Source organism: Ruegeria sp. YTSA072 (assembly GCF_059610285.1).
Window position 1 is genome coordinate 318,295 of record NZ_JBXWNI010000002.1, and the last position, 17,512, is coordinate 335,806.

The window sequence follows — 17,512 nt, forward strand, 5'->3', positions numbered from 1 at the left end:
CGCAAAAGAAGATAAATTATCAGCAGCTACCGGTCGGCCCTAACAGGGGCAGATCAGAAAAACCGTATGAGAAAGATATGCTGCGATGTCGTCATAGAATGAAACAGCCCTATTACTGGACGCACGTCAATACCTTCGAATGATTGATGCTGACTGAGAAAGCGTCCGCTAAGAAATTCAGACGCTTTCCCGCCCCTATGAAAACAAGGGGATTTTGATACTTGGGCGACAAAGACCTTGTCTTCGGGCGAAAAAATCGCTGATTTGGGTCTCAATTGCTTGGTGCATCACGACGCTGAATTTCATGACATCAGCCACATTTTGAATGACCGCAGCTGCGGCAGGTCATGCAGCCCTCGATCATCACCATGTCGTACTGGCCGCAGGATGGGCAGGCTTTTCCGCGTGGCGCGTCCATGTTGACGACCTGCGCCTGGGGGTCGGATTTGAGCGCCATGCCCTCGCCCTCAAGAAAGCCGATATTGATCATGTGCTGTTCGATCACGCCACCAATTGCGGCCAAGATCGACGGGATATACTTGCCCTGAACCCATGCACCACCGCGCGGGTCGAATACCGCTTTTAGTTCTTCCACCACAAAAGACACATCCCCACCCCGGCGGAACACGGCCGAGATCATGCGGGTCAGCGCCAGCGTCCAGGCGTAATGCTCCATGTTCTTCGAGTTGATGAACACTTCGAACGGACGGCGACGGCCACCAATGACAATGTCATTGATCGTCAAGTAAATCGCATGTTCGCTGTCGGGCCACTTCAACTTATAGGTCGACCCTTCCAGAGATTGTGGGCGATCCAGCGGCTCCGACATGTAGATCACGTCGCCACCGTCAATTTCATGCGGTGCGCTTGCACTTTCACCCGGCGCTTTGTCTTCGCTTTCTGACACGGTCAGGACGGACCCCGTCACATCGTTCGGACGATAGGTCGTGCACCCTTTGCACCCCTGATCCCAGGCCTGCATGTAGACATCTTTGAAAGCGTCAAAGCTGATATCCTCGGGGCAGTTGATCGTTTTTGAGATCGAGCTGTCGATCCATTTCTGCGCCGCCGCTTGCATCTTGACGTGATCGGAGGGGGACAGCGTTTGTGCGTTGACGAAATAGTCTGGCAGCTCTTTGTCGCCAAACTTGTCGCGCCACATCTGCACGGCGTAGTCCACGACCTCTTCTTCAGTACGCGAGCCATCCTTTTGCAGGACCTTCCGCGTATAGGCATAGGCAAAGACCGGCTCGATCCCTGACGACACATTCCCCGCATAGAGAGAAATCGTACCGGTCGGCGCGATCGAAGTCAGCAAAGCGTTGCGGATACCGTGTTCGCGGATTGCATCGCGCACATCATCATCCATCTGCTGCATCGTGCCGCTTTCCAAGTATTTCTCGGCGTCGAACAGGGGGAACGCCCCCTTTTCCTTCGCCAAGTCGACCGACGCCAGATACGCTGCGCGCGCAATCGCTTTCAACCAGAGCTCGGTCTGACGCGCGCCCTCGTCCGATCCATAGCGCAGACCCAACATCAGCAGAGCATCCGCCAACCCGGTCACGCCCAGCCCGATACGGCGCTTGGCCTGCGCCTCGGCAGCCTGTTCGGGCAGCGGGAACTTCGACGCGTCTACAACGTTGTCCATCATGCGGACAGCTGTTGCGACCAGCTCTTGCAAGGCAGCCTCATTCAGATGGGCCGCATATTCGAACGGTTCTGCCACAAGACGGGCAAGGTTGATGGACCCCAACAGACATGCACCATATGGCGGCAACGGCTGCTCGCCACACGGGTTCGTCGCGGCGATGGTTTCGGCATAGCTGAGGTTGTTGGCCTTGTTGATCCGGTCGATGAAAATCACACCCGGTTCGGCATAGTCATAGGTGGCCTGCATGATCTTGTTCCACAGATCACGCGCTTGAACTGTGTGATAGACCTTGCCATCGAACACCAGCTCCCACGGGCCATCGGCTTTGACAGCTTCCATAAAGGGATCGGTGACAAGCACCGACATATTGAACATGCGCAGGCGTGCGGGATCAGATTTGGCGGTGATGAACTGTTCGATATCCGGGTGATCACAGCGCATGGTCGCCATCATCGCGCCACGGCGCGAGCCGGCGGACATGATCGTCCGACACATGGCATCCCATACATCCATGAAGCTTAGTGGCCCCGACGCGTCCGCTGCCACACCATGAACATCTGCACCACGTGGGCGGATGGTCGAGAAATCATACCCGATCCCCCCACCCTGCTGCATGGTCAGCGCGGCCTCTTTCAGCATATCGAAGATACCGCCCATGCTGTCCGGCACCGTGCCCATGACAAAGCAGTTAAACAGCGTCACACGTCGCGCAGTGCCTGCGCCAGCGGTGATACGGCCAGCAGGCAGGTATTTGAAATCTTCCAGCGCTTCGAAGAACTTCTGCTCCCAATGCGCCGGGTCTTTTTCGACCTGCGCAAGATCGCGAGCGATACGCCGCCAGCTGTCCTCAACCGTTTGGTCAATGGGAGTGCCATCGGCCTGTTTGAAACGATATTTCATGTCCCAGATCTGCTCGGCGATGGGGGCGGCAAAGCGGCTCATTGGTGATTCCCTGTTCTGAAAGAGGTATCCAGATTATCCCAGATCACACCTTAACCACAACACCTTGATGACAGGCTTTCTTGAGCTACAATGTATAGACGGTCTTGGGACGACTCTGTGGGAAAGCTGTGGATAAGTACATAAACCTCATAAAACTCTCCGTCGGATCGGAAAGCGTCGACACGCTGATGGAATGGCAGGATAGCCGCAAACCGCTTTATGAAGACGGCTTGCCGCGCCACGTCACTCGCATGTGGCCCAAGCGCGAAGCCGAGATTCTGAACGGCGGATCAATCTATTGGGTGATCAAGGGTGTCGTACAGTGCCGCCAGAAGATCCTGCGGCTGGACGAAGTGCGCGGCGAGGACGGTATACGCCGCTGCGCCATCGTGCTGGACCCTGAGGTGCACCGCACACAGAGTGCCTTGAAACGCCCGTTCCAAGGGTGGCGATACCTTAAATCCGAAGATACGCCTGCCGATCTTCCCAAAGGACGGGCCGAGGATGATTCCCTGCCCGACGATCTGAATCGCGCGTTGGCGGACATCGGCGTGCTGTAATCAGCTCAGCCGATCAAGCAATTCGGAAAGAACCTCTTTTTCACCGACACCATAGCTGGCAACCCGACTACGCCACAGCGTGGCCTGTGATTGCAGGATAAGGCCGTCCGACAGGATTTTTAGGTGGTTTGCGCGCAATGTCTCACCTGTCGAGGTGATATCGGCAATCGCCTCGGCGGTTTCGTTCATCACAGTGCCTTCGGTTGCGCCCTGGCTGTCGACCAGAGTGTAATCTGCAACCCCCGCGTCCGTCAGAAACTCGCGTACCAATCGGTGGTACTTGGTCGCAATCCGCAACCGGTGCCCGTGGGTTTTGCGAAACGCTGCCGCCGCAGCATCGAGATCGTCCAGAGTTTCGACATCGACCCAACAGGCAGGGGTCGCAATGATCAGATCCGCTTTGCCGAAGCCCAACTCGGAGACTTCTTCAATCTGCTGTTCCCACCGTGGCAATTTTTCGTGCACCAGATCTGTTCCGGTGACACCCATATGAATGCGGCCCGCTGCCAGTTCGCGGGGGATTTCCCCGGCAGACAGCAGGATCAGCGAGACTCCCTCGATCCCTTCAACCTTACCGGCATATTCCCGGTCTGATCCGCTGCGCGACAATGTGATGCCGCGCTTTTCGAACCACGAAAAGGTCTTATCCATCAATCGGCCCTTCGAGGGCACGCCCAGTTTCAAGCTCATTGCGCGGCCTCCTCGATTTCCAGCATCAGGTCCGGGCGCAATACGCCGCCAACAGCTGGAATTTCTGCCCCGTTGCCCAGTTGTCGCGTCAGCGCATCGTAACGCCCGCCGGTGGCAATCGGAGGCAAATCGGGGCGACCTTCGGCATAAAACCCAAAGACAAACCCGTCGTAATACTCCATCGACGTACGCCCATAGGCAGCCTCGAAATCCAACCGACTCACATCAACACCACGCGCCTGCAGGGCGGCAATTCTTGCCTCAAGCCTGTCCAGCGCCGGAGTGATCTGAGGCAGGTCAACGGCCACATCCCGCAACTGCTCCAAAGCGAAGGGCATGGTTTCCCGAACGGTCAGTAGAGATTCCAGGCCTGCAAGCTCGTTGTCAGAAATCGGTGGCGTGTCGCGATCTTCGCGCAACGCGTCGATGCGCGCCTCGATCTCGGCAACGCGGCGTTTGCCAATCATAGGAACGTCAAACCCCATCGGGTCTGCGGCCTCCAAAAGCATTGTGCGGTGTTCCGGCTCGGGCTTTCGCCCGGCGAACCGATCGAGCAGGACGCGGAACCGACGTGGACGCCACAGGTGGCGCATCAGCGCGGCCTTGCGCCGATCCGTGGTGCGCAGCCCCTGAACAGCCGCCGTCAGGATGCCGATGTCACCGGTTGCCGCGCGCAGGGGCAGCCCCCGCAATTGCAGGGCAAACAGGGAAAACACCTCGGCATCGGCCCCGGCGGGATCATTGCGGTCAAAAACTTCATAACCGACCTGAATGTACTCGTTGGACCGATCCGGGTCATGCTCTTGCCGACGAAAAACTTCACCAGAATAGGTATAGCGTGCGGGTTCAGCCCCTTCGGTCATGTGCATCTGCACGACCGGAAGGGTGAAATCGGGGCGCAGCATCTGTTCACCTCGCAACGCATCCGAAGTCACATAAGCACGCGCGCGGATGTCTTCGCCATAAAGGTCCAGCAACGTTTCAGCCGGTTGCAGCAGGGGCGTATCCACAACCTGCGCCCCGGCGGCTTCAAACCGGACACGCATCATCGCGGCGCGGGCCTGTATCTGGGAACGATTGGGCATCGGTCAGTCCTGACTGTCCAGAATTTCGCGCACTTTGGCGACCAGATCACCACGTGACACTTCGAACTGGCTGGGGCGTTCTTTCCATTCCTCGAGCGTGGCGCTTTCGGCGATCTTCGCGCCAAGGATCAGGTCCTTGATCTGCACGATCCCATTGGCTTTCTCGTCACCGCCCTCGATCACTGCAATCGGAGAGTTCCGTTTATCCGCATATTTCAGCTGATTGCCGAAGTTCTTGGGATTACCCAGATAAACCTCTGCCCGGATACCTGCGTTGCGCAGTTCTGCCACCATCGCCTGATAATCGGCCATCCGGTCGCGATCCATAACGGTCACGACTACAGGACCCGTAGCCTGCGCGGCTATCCTGCCTTTTTCGCGCAGGGCAGCGAGCAGACGGTCGACACCGATGGAGACGCCGGTCGCCGGAACTTCCTGCCCGGTGAAGCGTTTGACCAGATCGTCATAGCGACCACCACCTGCGACCGAGCCGAACTGGCGTTTGCGGCCTTTCTCATCGAAAATCTCAAAGGTCAGCTCGGCCTCATAAACCGGCCCGGTATAGTAACCCAGACCGCGCACGACCGAAGGGTCAATCTCGATCCGGTCCGCGCCGTACCCGCCCGCATCCAACAAGGTGCCGATTTGTTCCAACTCGGCGATCCCGTCCGCGCCGATCTTGCTGTCGCCTACGGCGGCGCGCAAGTTGGCCAATGTTCCGGCGGTTTCCGCTGCCTTGGAGGTCAGAAACGCGATCACCGGCTCAGCCTGATCCTCGCTAAGACCAACACCGTCGATAAACGCGCCAGAGGCGTCCAGACGGCCTTTGGTCAGCAGCTCTCGCACGCCTTGCTCGCCAACTTTGTCGAACTTGTCGATGGTGCGCAGAACGTCGTCGCGGGCAGCGACGTCTTCGCCAAGCCCCATCGCCTCAAGCACGCCGTTCAGAACTTTGCGGTTGTTGACCCGCACAAGATAATCGCCGCGCGGAATGCCGACGGTCTCAAGCGTGTCCGACAGCATCGCGCAAATCTCGGCGTCAGCGGCCATCGAGGCCGTACCCACCGTATCCGCATCGCATTGATAAAACTGGCGATAACGCCCCGGCCCCGGCTTTTCGTTCCGCCAGACTGGTCCCATCGCATAACGACGATAAGGCGTCGGCAGATTGTTGCGGTGCTGCGCGTAAACCCGGGCCAAAGGCGCGGTTAGGTCATAGCGCAGGGCCATCCAGTCGCCCTTGTCATTCTCGTCGACTTCCTGCCACGCGAACACACCCTCGTTCGGGCGATCTACATCCGGAAGGAATTTGCCCAGCGCCTCGACGGTTTCAACCGCGCTGCTTTCCAGGGCGTCAAACCCGTACTGATGATAGACGTCCGCAATAGCCCGCAGCATCTCGGTGCGCTGCGTGACTTCCTGGCCGAAATAGTCGCGGAACCCTTTTGGCGTTACGGCCTTGGGGCGGGGCTGTTTCTTGGGCTTGGCCATGTGGGACGTCCTTGGGAGTTGCCTTGTTCCGCGCGCGGTCTATCCCATGGCCTGCATCGGGGCAAGGCGCGCTTTCGCTGGCCATGCGCTGTCCGGGTCGCTATGACCGGCCTAAGACACAGGAGTCCCCCATGCAGCATCTGGAAGAGCAGATCGCCCATCTTGCCCGTACGGTCGAAGACCTCAACTCGGTCGTCACCCGCCAACAGGACGAGATTGATCGTTTAACACGCCGTGTCGAGATGCTGATGCGCCGCGAAGGCGAACGGTCGCAGGAAGGCTCGGGCGGGATCGTTCTGGGCGACGAACGCCCGCCGCACTATTGATGATTTAGAGCCCCAGCGACGTTTTCACCGCGTTGTCGACCACGCCACCCAATAGGGCATCCTTATCTGCTGCACATCCTTCCGACAGCGCGGCTATGAACGCCTCACGCAGTTTGGCTTTCTCCTCATCCGTGGCTGCATGATCTTCGATATTGATCTGGCGATTGTGGAGAGATAGGGCAGTCATCTTTCCAACAACAGTCACAACAAAGGCTTCGTCGCCATCCGCTTCTTCTGCAATCGAGGCGCAAGTATAGTGCATGACGGGCAATGCATCCTGTACCATCTGCTCAGCCGCCTCATCGGCCGCAGCCACACACGGAGCCGCCAGGATTGCGGCGCAAGCGGACATTTTGAGTTTGAAAAAACGCATCACAATCACTTCCAGTTATGTCCAATAATAGCTCCGGCCACGCCACCAATCGCTGCGCCTTTTCCGTCACCGACAATCGCTCCAACACCTGCGCCGATCAGCGCGCCTTCGATGGTTTTCTTTTTCTTCTTGTCGTCTGCCATCGCGACCGAGGCTGCAACCAAAGCCAGCGATGCCGCCGCCCCGAACAAAACTCTTCTGAAATTGAGACCTGCAATTGTCATATCAACACCCTCCTGCGGCATGACCCAAAGACATCTCTGTCGGGTCAGCCTAGCGGGGTGCTAACTGTCTGGCAACAAAGAGAGGTCAGATCTCTTCGACGGACAGAATACCTTCCAGCGATTTTATCGCGCCTTTGATCTGCGGGTTGATCGGAAACTCAGCGCCCAGGTCCATTTCGACATCACCTGGCAGGCTTGGGTCCAGTAACAACAATTGGATCGGACCGCGCGCCGCGCCTTTGGCGGCAGTTGCGGCATCCTCAAGGACTTTTGCCACGGTTGGCACCGCTTGCGCTGCGCCAACAAAGATACGCAGCCCCGTTGCCCCGGCTTCTGCCACCACAGAATCCGCCGGGCCGACCGAGCGCCCCAGCAGCTTGAGTTGGTCAGCTTCCATCGTCGCCTCGACCGTCAGCACCACCTGTGCTCCGGTTTCCAGATACTCGCGTGACTTTTCGAGCGTTTCTGAAAACAGCGTTACTTCGTATGCACCTGTCGGGTCGGACAACTGGGCAAAGGCGAACCGGTTGCCGCGTGCGGACTTTCGCTCTTGCCGTCCGGCAACAACTCCGGCCATTTTAGCGATCAAAGGGCCCGAACGCGCCTTTTCGGTCACTTCGTCCAACGTCAGAACCTGCTTACGCCTTAACGCGGGCATGTAGTCATCCAACGGGTGGCCTGACAAATAGAAACCAATAGCCTTAAATTCTTCGCTCAAACGTTCCGCCGGCAGCCAGTCTGGCGAAGGCGACAGGCGCGGTTCGGGCAGATCGTCCCCGGCTTCACCAAACAACGACACCTGGTTCGAGTTCTTCTGGTCATGGATTGCCGCCGAATATTGCACCAACGGATCGAGGCTTTCGAACACGCGACGGCGGTTTTTGTCGAGCTGATCGAAGGCCCCTGCCCGCGCCATCATCTCTAGCGGGCGCTTGCCGACCCTCTTCAGATCAACCTTACGGGCAAAGTCGAACAGGTTCACGAACGGCTTGCCTTCGCGCCCCGCGACCACAAGGTTCATCGCTTCGACACCCACATTCTTTAGCGCGCCCAGCGCATAGACCAGGTGCCCGTCCACCACGTCGAATGTCGACAGCGAGCGGTTCACGCAAGGCGGCACGTAAGGCAGTTCCAGTCCCTTACGGACCTCTTCGAAGTATACGGCCAGCTTGTCGGTCAGGTGGATATCGCAGTTCATGACACCGGCCATGAACTCAACCGGGTGGTTCGCCTTCAGCCAGCCTGTCTGATAGCTGACAACCGCATAGGCGGCAGCGTGGGATTTGTTGAACCCGTAGTTGGCGAATTTATCCAACAGGTTCCAAACCTCGGTCGCCTTGGCCTCATCCACATCGTTCTCAGCAGCACCCTTGAGGAACTTGGGCCGCTCTGCGTCCATCGCCTCCTGGATTTTCTTACCCATCGCGCGGCGCAGCAAATCCGCACCGCCAAGGCTGTAGCCCGCCATTTCCTGGGCGATCTGCATCACCTGTTCCTGGTAGACGATGATGCCTTGCGTCTCGTCCAGGATATGATCGATGGACGGGTGCAGCGTGTCCCGTTCGCTCAGCTTGTTCTTGACCTCACAGAACTTGGGGATGTTCTCCATGGGGCCAGGTCGGTAGAGCGCGACGAGGGCAATGATATCTTCGATACAGTCAGGCTTCATCCGCTTGAGCGCATCCATCATGCCCGAGGATTCCACCTGAAACACCGCCACGGTCTTGGCCGCCGAATAAAGTTTGTACGTCGCCTCATCATCCAGCGGGATGGCGTTGATCTGGTTTTCCGCCCCTTCAGCGGGTTCGTAAAGCTCCGTACCATCAGCAGCGACATGCAACGGGCGATCGGATTTGAAGATCAGATCCATAGCGTTCTGGATCACAGTCAGCGTCTTCAGGCCCAGAAAGTCGAATTTCACCAGCCCGGCCTGTTCGACCCATTTCATGTTGAACTGAGTGGCAGGCATATCGGACCGCGGGTCCTGATACAGCGGCACAAGCGCGTCCAATGGACGATCCCCGATCACCACGCCTGCCGCGTGGGTCGAAGCGTTTCGCAGCAACCCCTCGACCTGCTGACCGTAAGTCAGCAGGCGGTCCACAACCTCCTCGTTACGCGCCTCTTCCCGTAGCCGGGGTTCGTCCTTCAACGCCTTTTCGATGGAAACGGGTTTGACGCCTTCCACCGGGATCATCTTGGACAGGCGATCCACCTGCCCGTATGGAATCTGCAAAACGCGACCAATGTCGCGCACCGCAGCTTTCGACAGCAATGCGCCAAAGGTGATGATCTGCCCCACCTTGTCGCGACCGTATTTCTGCTGCACGTAACGGATCACCTCTTCTCGGCGATCCATGCAGAAGTCGATATCGAAGTCCGGCATCGAAACCCGTTCCGGGTTCAGGAACCGTTCGAAAAGCAGCGAATAGCGCAGCGGATCAAGGTCAGTAATCGTTAGCGCATAGGCCACCAGTGACCCCGCGCCCGAGCCACGACCTGGCCCCACCGGGATGTCCTGATCCTTGGACCACTGAATAAAATCGGCAACAATCAGGAAGTAGCCGGGGAACCCCATGCCTTCGATGATATCGAGCTCGAAGTCCAAGCGTTCCTGATATTCCTCTGGCGTTACTGCGTGCGGGATCACTGCCAGACGTTTTTGCAAACCATCATTCGCAATACGGCGCAGTTCGGCAACCTCGTCATCAGCGAATTTCGGCAGGATCGGATCGCGGCGATAGGCCATGAACGCACAGCGCTTGGCAATCTCGACCGTATTCTCAATGGCCTCGGGCAAGTCGGCGAACAAGGTCGCCATTTCCTGCTGCGACTTGAAATAATGCTGCGCGGTCAGGCGGCGGCGGCCTTCTTGCTGATCGACATAGGCCCCCTCCGAGATACAGATCAGCGCATCGTGCGCTTCGTACATATCTGTGGTCGGGAAATAGACGTCATTGGTGGCGACCAGAGGAAGGTTTTTGGCATAGGCCATTTCCACATGGCCACGCTCGGTCAGACGTTCTGCCTCTGGCTGACCACCCTCACCCGGATGACGCTGGAGTTCGATATAGAGGCGATCGGGGAACATCGCTGACAACCGGTCCACCACGGCCTCAGCTGCGGGGCGTTGACCCTGCTGCAACAACATCCCAACCGGTCCATCCGGCCCACCGGACAAGCAGATCAACCCGTCAGATCGTTCCGCAAGTTCTTCCAGAGTCACCTGCGGCAACTGCCCACCCTTGTCGACGTAAAGACACGAGCTGAGCTTCATCAGGTTCTCATACCCGACCTCGGACTGGGCAAGCAAAACCACCGGCGCGGGTGTTTTGGGCTTTTCGCCCGGTTGCGCCTGCACATAGGTCAGGTCAACCTGACAACCCATAATCGGCTGCACTCCGGCCCCGCTGGCGGTGACCGAAAACTCCAAAGCCGAGAACATGCTGTTAGTATCCGTCACAGCGACGGCGGGCATATCCATCTTATCACACAGACCGGGCAGCTTTTTCAGCCGCACGGCGCCTTCCAGCAGGGAATATTCGGTGTGAACTCGGAGGTGAATGAATCGAGGAGTACTGCTCATGACTGCCACGCTATCCCAGCCGCGCGCCCGGCAAAAGCAGGAACCTTGGCTTTGGATTGCCAAAAAGATGGGCTTTGATTATTCGGCTTTTCCAGAAGGTGCTTCGGAGCCCGGCAGTAGCCAAAGACAAAAAACGCTTTAGTTTCAATCCAGTGATCGCTAAACGAAGATAACAATCACGCAGCGTCAGTGCTCAATGGTGTATCACATAGGTAGTTTTTCTTGCCAGACAACCTGCGCTGTTTCTAACATCAGATGGCAAGCTATCCGCCCGCTACTCTTTCTACGTCGCATCGAAGGGGGGCACGCAAGGGCGCAACCGGGTAAGGCGACGGGTTTCTCGAATGAATATCACGTTTCTTCTGAACGGAGAGACAGTGGAACTGGCGGATGTCAATCCGACAGCGACCCTGCTGGATTGGCTGCGTGAGGATCGCGGCCTGACCGGCACCAAAGAAGGCTGCAACGAAGGCGATTGCGGGGCATGCACTGTCATGGTGACGGATGAAGGTGACCACAAGGCGCTAAATTCCTGCATCCTGTTTCTGCCTCAACTGCATGGTAAGGCGGTTCGCACGGTCGAAGGCGCCAGTGGCCCCAATGGCGAGGCGCACCCAGCCCAGCAGGCGATGGTGGATCTGCACGGCTCGCAATGTGGCTTCTGCACGCCCGGTTTCGTTATGTCGATGGTGGCAGGTCATGCAAATGGCGCGACGGATCACGACACCCAGCTTGCTGGCAACCTGTGCCGATGCACCGGCTACGCGCCGATCATTCGCGCCGCCAAGGCTGCCGAAGAAGTTCCCGTGCCGGTTTGGGTGAAAGACAAGCCAGTCGCCACGCGGGTCACATCGCAGATGTTGCCGGAGTCTTCGGATGAATTGGCCAAAATCTACGCGGAACACCCGGACGCCACTCTGGTCGCCGGTGCGACGGACGTTGGGCTTTGGGTGACCAAGCAACTGCGTGACCTCGACCCAGTGATTTTTCTGAACCGCTGTGATGATCTGAAAGAGATCACCATCACGGATGACGAGGTTCGGTTCGGCGCGATGGTCGATATGAACCGGATGGGCGAAGCATTGGCGGACCTGCATCCGTCTTATGCCGAAATGATCCGACGCTACGCCAGCGTACAGGTGCGGCACGCGGCCACCGTGGGCGGAAATATCGCAAACGGCTCGCCCATAGGTGACAACCCGCCCGCACTGATCGCCCTGGGCGCAACGCTACAACTGCGCAAGGGCGACGAACGTCGCTCGGTCGCATTGGAGGACTTCTTTATCGACTACGGCAAACAAGACCGCACACCTGGCGAGTTTGTCGAATCCGTAAGTTTTTCGCGTCAGGCGGATCGTTTGAAGGCTTACAAACTCAGTAAACGTTTCGATCAGGATATCTCGGCAGTGTGTGGGTGCTTTAACATCACTGTTTCGGACGGAATCGTTGCTGATGCGCGTATTGCCTTTGGTGGTATGGCCGGCACTCCCAAACGGGCTTCAAATGTCGAAGCCGCACTGGTTGGCAAGCCATGGACGCATGAGACTGTCCGGTCCGCCATTCCGGCCTTCGACAGTGATTTCACGCCAATGACGGACATGCGCGCATCGGCCAACTATCGGCTGCAGACCGCCAAAGCGCTGCTCGAACGATATTTCCTTGAGGATCAAGGCGAAGTGACAAATGTATTGGAGGTGTCCGCATGAGCGTGACCAAACCCCTCCCCCATGACGCGGCGCCACTGCATGTCGCGGGAACCGCACGGTATGTGGATGACATTCCGACGCCCAAAGGGTCGTTGCATTTGGCCTTTGGCATTAGCCCGATTGCCAAGGGTAAGATCACCACGATGGACCTGTCGGCGGTGAAGGCCGCTGAAGGTGTCGTCATGGTGATGACAGCCGACGATCTGCCGTTTGCCAATGACGTCTCACCGTCGATCCATGATGAACCTCTGCTGTCTGATGGTACGGTTCACTATATCGGGCAACCCGTTTTCCTCGTTATCGCGACCAGCCACCTTGCCGCGCGGAAAGCGGCGCGTTTGGGCCAGATCGATTATGCCGAAGAGACCCCGATCCTGACGGTTGAAGAGGCGCTTGCTGCGGACAGCCGGTTCGAGGACGGCCCGCGCATCTACGCCAAGGGCGATGCGGATGCGGCCATTGCGGGTTCGGCGCATGTGATCGAAGGTGGATTCGAGCTTGGCGGTCAGGAGCATTTCTATCTGGAAGGTCAGGCTGCACTGGCCGTGCCCAATGAGGGCGCGGATATGTTGGTGCATAGCTCGACCCAACACCCGACCGAGATTCAGCACAAAGTAGCGGACGCTCTGGGTGTTCCGATGCACGCGGTTCGCGTTGAAACGCGCCGTATGGGCGGCGGCTTTGGCGGCAAGGAAAGTCAGGGCAACGCTTTGGCTGTTTCCTGCGCTATCGCGGCACGTGCAACCGGCAAAGCCTGCAAGATGCGCTATGACCGCGATGATGACATGATCATAACCGGCAAGCGCCACGCGTTCCGGATTGCATATAAGGCCGGATTTGATGAGAACGGCCACATCCAAGGCGTTTCCTTCCTGCATCATGCGATTTGTGGTTGGGCGCAGGATCTGTCCTTGCCGGTCGCTGACCGTGCGATGCTGCATTCGGACAATGCCTATCTGCTGCCGAATGCCCGGATCGAAAGCCACCGGCTGAAGACTAACACTCAATCCGCAACCGCCTATCGCGGGTTCGGCGGACCTCAGGGTATGGTCGGGATCGAACGCGTGATGGATCACGCCGCGTATGAACTGGGCATGGACCCGGTCGAATTGCGTCGCCGGAACTACTATGAACCGGCGCATGTTGTTGCGGATCCCGTGGTCGCTGAAAAGCCGCTGGGCCATCCTGACCCGCACGAAGACCTCACTAGCCGAGGTGCAGTGGAAATGGGCGACGCACCAGTGCGTCCGTTGCCCGCAGGCGGCAATACCACGCCGTACGGGATGGAGGTCAGTGACTTCGAATTGCACGGCATGACCGCCAAGTTGCTACAATCCAGCGACTACACCGCACGCAAGGCTGCCATTGAGAAGTGGAATGCCGAGAACAGCGTGATCAAGAAGGGAATTGGCTTTTCTCCGGTTAAGTTTGGCATTTCGTTTACGTTGACCCACCTGAACCAGGCGGGCGCGTTGGTGCATGTGTATCAGGACGGCTCGGTCCACCTGAACCATGGCGGTACCGAGATGGGGCAAGGTCTTTTCCAAAAGGTCGCGCAGGTGGCCGCGTCCCGCTTTGGCATTCCGTTGGAGATGGTGAAAATCACCGCGACCGACACCGCCAAGGTGCCGAATACCTCGGCTACGGCCGCGTCCTCGGGCAGTGACCTGAACGGCATGGCGGTCAAAGCGGCTTGCGACACGATCCGCGACCGGATGGCCGACTATCTGGCGCATCGACATCAGGCCGATCCCTCGACAGTGACGTTTTCGGATGGCCACGTCTCGGTCGGCGAAGAGCGCTATACATTCTCAGAAGCAGCTGCGCTGGTTTATCAGGGCCGGGTCAGCCTGTCTGCGACCGGGTTCTATAAGACACCCAAGATCGAGTGGGACCGGATCAAAGGCCGGGGGCGTCCGTTCTTTTATTTCGCCTACGGCGCGTCGATCACCGAAGTCGCAATCGATACACTGACTGGCGAGAACCGCATTTTGCGGACGGATATCCTGCATGATGCAGGCGCATCGCTGAACCCGGCGCTGGATATTGGGCAGGTCGAAGGCGCATACGTACAGGGCGCTGGTTGGCTGACAACCGAAGAGCTGGTTTGGGATGGCAAAGGGAACCTGCGCACGCACGCGCCGTCGACCTACAAGATTCCCGCTTGCTCGGACCGGCCTGACGTTTTCAATGTCGCGCTCTGGAGCGGTGAAAACCGCGAGGACACGATCTATCGCTCAAAAGCGGTCGGAGAGCCGCCGTTCATGCTGGGTATTTCCGCGTGGCTTGCCCTGTCGAATGCGGTGGCGGCCTGCGGGGGCAGCTATCCGGCACTGGATGCACCCGCCACGGCTGAAGAAGTCTGGAAGGGTGTCCAGCGGGTAAAGGGAGAGACCTGATGGGATTTGATCGAGAGGCTTTGAGGGAGGCGGTCAAAACCCACGGCAAGGTGACCCGGGTGGTTATCGCCGGGATCAAGGGGTCATCCCCCCGTGAAGTTGGCGCTGCAATGCTTGTTTGGGAGAACGGGCAGTCGGGCACCATCGGCGGTGGCACGTTGGAGTATCAGGCGGCTGAAGCAGCCCGATCCCAAGCAGCGCCCATGCGCCAAACGCACCACGCGCTTGGCCCGGATATGGGCCAGTGTTGTGGCGGTGCAGTAACTCTGCTGAGTGAAATCTATGACCTTGAGGCCGTCGACCGGCTGGATGATGCAGTCATTGCGCGCTCGGCTTCGGGCGGTGAGATGCCGCTTTCGGTCAAGCGACTGTTGTCGCAGGCCCGCGGTCAAGGTGTTGCGCCCGAACCGCAGCTGATTGACGGCTGGATGGTCGAACCCGTTCACGAACCCGCGCGCAATCTGTGGATATGGGGTGCTGGTCACGTTGGCCGGGCTCTGGTCGATGTCCTGTCACCGCTGCCCGATCTGTCGATCACCTGGGTCGATACCGGACCTGAGCGTTTTCCCGAAGCGGTGCCCGCAGGCGTAACCGTCGTTCCGGCAGCGAAACCGGCTGAACTGGTACGCCATGCGCCGCGTGATGCCGAGCACCTTGTGCTTACTTATTCACACAATCTGGACCTGGAACTGTGCAACAGGTTGCTTTTGCACGATTTCCGCTTTGCGGGCCTGATTGGCTCGGCTACGAAATGGGCGCGGTTCCGGTCCCGGCTGGCCGCTTTGGGACATGCGCCCGAGCGGATTGGCCGGATCACCTGCCCAATCGGAGATCCAGCCCTGGGCAAACACCCGCAGATGATCGCAGTTGGTGTCGCGGCGCAGATCCTGCGCCCTGCCCGGCAAAACGAAATAAAGAAGGACCTGAGCGCGTGACCACTCCACTTCTAAGCTTACAAGGGCTGACTAAAGCCTATCCCGGCGTCGTGGCCAATGATCAGGTGTCCTTTGACATCGGTGAGGGTGAGGTACACGCCTTGCTTGGCGAAAACGGTGCCGGCAAATCCACGTTGGTCAAAATGATCTACGGTCTGGTGAAGCCCGACAGCGGAACCATGCTGCTGCGCGGACAAGCCTTCGCGCCACCCGAACCCCGCGCCGCACGGGCGGACGGGATCGCGATGGTGTTCCAGCACTTCTCGTTGTTCGACGCATTGAACGTGGCCGAAAACATCGCCTTGGGGATGGAAAACCCACCAGCCATGGGCGATCTGGCGGCGCGTATTCGCGAAGTATCGGAAACCTATGGTCTGCCGCTGGATCCCTATCGCACTGTCGGCGATCTGTCCGCGGGTGAGCGTCAGCGGGTCGAAATCATCCGCTGCCTGTTACAGGATCCGAAGCTGCTGATCATGGATGAGCCGACATCGGTTCTGACACCTCAGGAAGTCGATATTCTGTTTGAAACGCTGAACAAATTGCGGTCCGAGGGTACTTCGATCCTGTATATCTCGCACAAGCTGGAAGAAATCCGCACACTGTGCGACCACGCCACAATCCTGCGTTTGGGTAAGAATGTCGGCGAATGCGTTCCCGCTGAGACCTCCGCGCGGGATATGGCCGAGATGATGGTGGGTTCGACCCTGCAAACACCGGAGCGTTCGGGGCGTGAGTTCGGTGAGGTCGCCCTGGATGTCAGCGGTTTGTCAGTTCCATCACCATCCGAGTTCGGTACCGCATTGAAGAATGTCCACATGACCGTCCGTAAGGGCGAAGTTCTGGGCATCGGCGGTGTCGCGGGCAACGGCCAGGACGAATTGTTGGGCGTTCTGTCGGGCGAGATCACCACAGCGCCCGACGCGATCAAGTTCAACGGCCAGCCGATCGGCAAACTGGGGCCGACCGCGCGCCGCAAAATGGGCGTTCTGACTGCTCCGGAAGAACGGTTGGGACATGCGGCCGCCCCTGACATGAGCCTGACCGAGAACGCGCTGCTAACCGGATCAGTCCGGGAAGGACTTGAGAACAACGGCTTCCTCAAATGGGCAGAAACCAAGAGCTTTGCCGAAAAGATCATCAGTGCCTTTGACGTCCGCACACCGGGGCCAGAAAACGCAGCACGATCTTTGTCAGGCGGTAACCTGCAGAAATTCGTCATTGGGCGCGAAGTCCTGCAAAACCCGGACGTTCTGGTTGTGAACCAACCGACATGGGGCGTGGATGCGGCCGCCGCGGCCTCGATCCGTCAGGCCATTCTGGATTTGGCCGCCAAAGGCACCGCAGTCATCTGCATATCGCAAGATCTGGATGAGCTGATGGAGATATCGGACAGCTTTGCAGCGCTCAATGAAGGGCGGCTCAGCGCTCCGCGTACGACCACGGGTCTGACGGTCGACGAAATCGGCCTGATGATGGGCGGCGCGCATGGCATGGAGGTGGCCCATGTTTAATCCGTCGGACCGCCTTCGGCGGGAAAATTT

13 protein-coding genes are annotated in these 17,512 nt (G+C 58.4%); 6 read left to right on the top strand and 7 right to left on the bottom strand.

Going from position 1 to position 17,512, the window contains the following annotated elements; all coding sequences use genetic code 11:
* Positions 1–310 precede the first annotated feature (310 nt).
* A complete protein-coding gene (locus tag AC2FIB_RS05800; protein ID WP_496733826.1) occupies positions 311–2,593 on the bottom strand; it encodes an adenosylcobalamin-dependent ribonucleoside-diphosphate reductase in 2,283 nt (760 codons plus the stop codon).
* A 128-nt stretch (positions 2,594–2,721) separates the two neighbouring features.
* On the opposite strand from AC2FIB_RS05800, the gene AC2FIB_RS05805 reads away from it, so the two are divergent.
* Complete coding sequence (locus AC2FIB_RS05805) at positions 2,722–3,153, top strand: DUF1489 family protein (RefSeq protein WP_496733824.1); 432 nt, start codon at positions 2,722–2,724, stop codon at positions 3,151–3,153.
* Here AC2FIB_RS05805 and hisG read toward each other — a convergent pair whose 3' ends face one another.
* Genes hisG through hisS form a run of 3 tightly spaced genes read right to left on the bottom strand, consistent with a single transcriptional unit; the run spans position 3,154 to position 6,419 of the window.
* Positions 3,154–3,843, bottom strand: coding sequence for an ATP phosphoribosyltransferase (gene hisG, locus AC2FIB_RS05810; protein WP_496733823.1), 690 nt, complete (start codon positions 3,841–3,843; stop codon positions 3,154–3,156).
* Positions 3,840–4,928, bottom strand: a complete 1,089-nt coding sequence (locus tag AC2FIB_RS05815; protein ID WP_496733821.1) for an ATP phosphoribosyltransferase regulatory subunit — start codon at positions 4,926–4,928, stop codon at positions 3,840–3,842. The genes hisG and AC2FIB_RS05815 overlap by 4 nt, the downstream gene beginning before the upstream one ends.
* Before the next feature lie 3 nt (positions 4,929–4,931).
* Positions 4,932–6,419, bottom strand: a complete 1,488-nt coding sequence (gene hisS, locus AC2FIB_RS05820) for a histidine--tRNA ligase (protein ID WP_496733820.1) — start codon at positions 6,417–6,419, stop codon at positions 4,932–4,934.
* A 131-nt stretch (positions 6,420–6,550) separates the two neighbouring features.
* Here hisS and AC2FIB_RS05825 point away from each other — a divergent pair, with 131 nt between their 5' ends.
* A complete protein-coding gene (locus AC2FIB_RS05825; RefSeq protein WP_108859244.1) occupies positions 6,551–6,745 on the top strand; it encodes a SlyX family protein in 195 nt (64 codons plus the stop codon).
* A gap of 4 nt (positions 6,746–6,749) precedes the next feature.
* Here AC2FIB_RS05825 and AC2FIB_RS05830 read toward each other — a convergent pair whose 3' ends face one another.
* The 3 genes from AC2FIB_RS05830 to dnaE all read right to left on the bottom strand — a co-directional run bounded on the left by AC2FIB_RS05830 (position 6,750) and on the right by dnaE (position 10,928).
* The gene (locus AC2FIB_RS05830) at positions 6,750–7,118 is read right to left on the bottom strand and encodes a hypothetical protein (RefSeq protein WP_496733818.1); all 369 of its coding nucleotides are present in this window, start codon (positions 7,116–7,118) and stop codon (positions 6,750–6,752) included.
* Between the two features lie 5 nt (positions 7,119–7,123).
* Positions 7,124–7,342, bottom strand: a complete 219-nt coding sequence (locus tag AC2FIB_RS05835) for a YMGG-like glycine zipper-containing protein (RefSeq protein ID WP_496733816.1) — start codon at positions 7,340–7,342, stop codon at positions 7,124–7,126.
* Between the two features lie 85 nt (positions 7,343–7,427).
* Positions 7,428–10,928, bottom strand: a complete 3,501-nt coding sequence (gene dnaE, locus AC2FIB_RS05840) for a DNA polymerase III subunit alpha (protein ID WP_496733815.1) — start codon at positions 10,926–10,928, stop codon at positions 7,428–7,430.
* A 344-nt stretch (positions 10,929–11,272) separates the two neighbouring features.
* Between dnaE and xdhA the strand changes: the two genes are divergently transcribed.
* The 4 genes from xdhA to AC2FIB_RS05860 are packed head-to-tail and all read left to right on the top strand — an operon-like array spanning position 11,273 to position 17,482.
* Positions 11,273–12,634, top strand: a complete 1,362-nt coding sequence (gene xdhA / locus AC2FIB_RS05845; protein ID WP_496733811.1) for a xanthine dehydrogenase small subunit — start codon at positions 11,273–11,275, stop codon at positions 12,632–12,634.
* The gene (xdhB, locus tag AC2FIB_RS05850; RefSeq protein ID WP_496733809.1) at positions 12,631–15,033 is read left to right on the top strand and encodes a xanthine dehydrogenase molybdopterin binding subunit; all 2,403 of its coding nucleotides are present in this window, start codon (positions 12,631–12,633) and stop codon (positions 15,031–15,033) included. Before xdhA ends, xdhB begins: the two co-directional genes overlap by 4 nt.
* On the top strand, positions 15,033–15,968 hold the full coding sequence (gene xdhC, locus AC2FIB_RS05855; protein WP_496733807.1) for a xanthine dehydrogenase accessory protein XdhC: 936 nt from the start codon (positions 15,033–15,035) through the stop codon (positions 15,966–15,968). The genes xdhB and xdhC overlap by 1 nt, the downstream gene beginning before the upstream one ends.
* On the top strand, positions 15,965–17,482 hold the full coding sequence (locus tag AC2FIB_RS05860) for an ABC transporter ATP-binding protein (RefSeq protein ID WP_496733805.1): 1,518 nt from the start codon (positions 15,965–15,967) through the stop codon (positions 17,480–17,482). The genes xdhC and AC2FIB_RS05860 overlap by 4 nt, the downstream gene beginning before the upstream one ends.
* Positions 17,483–17,512 lie beyond the last annotated feature (30 nt).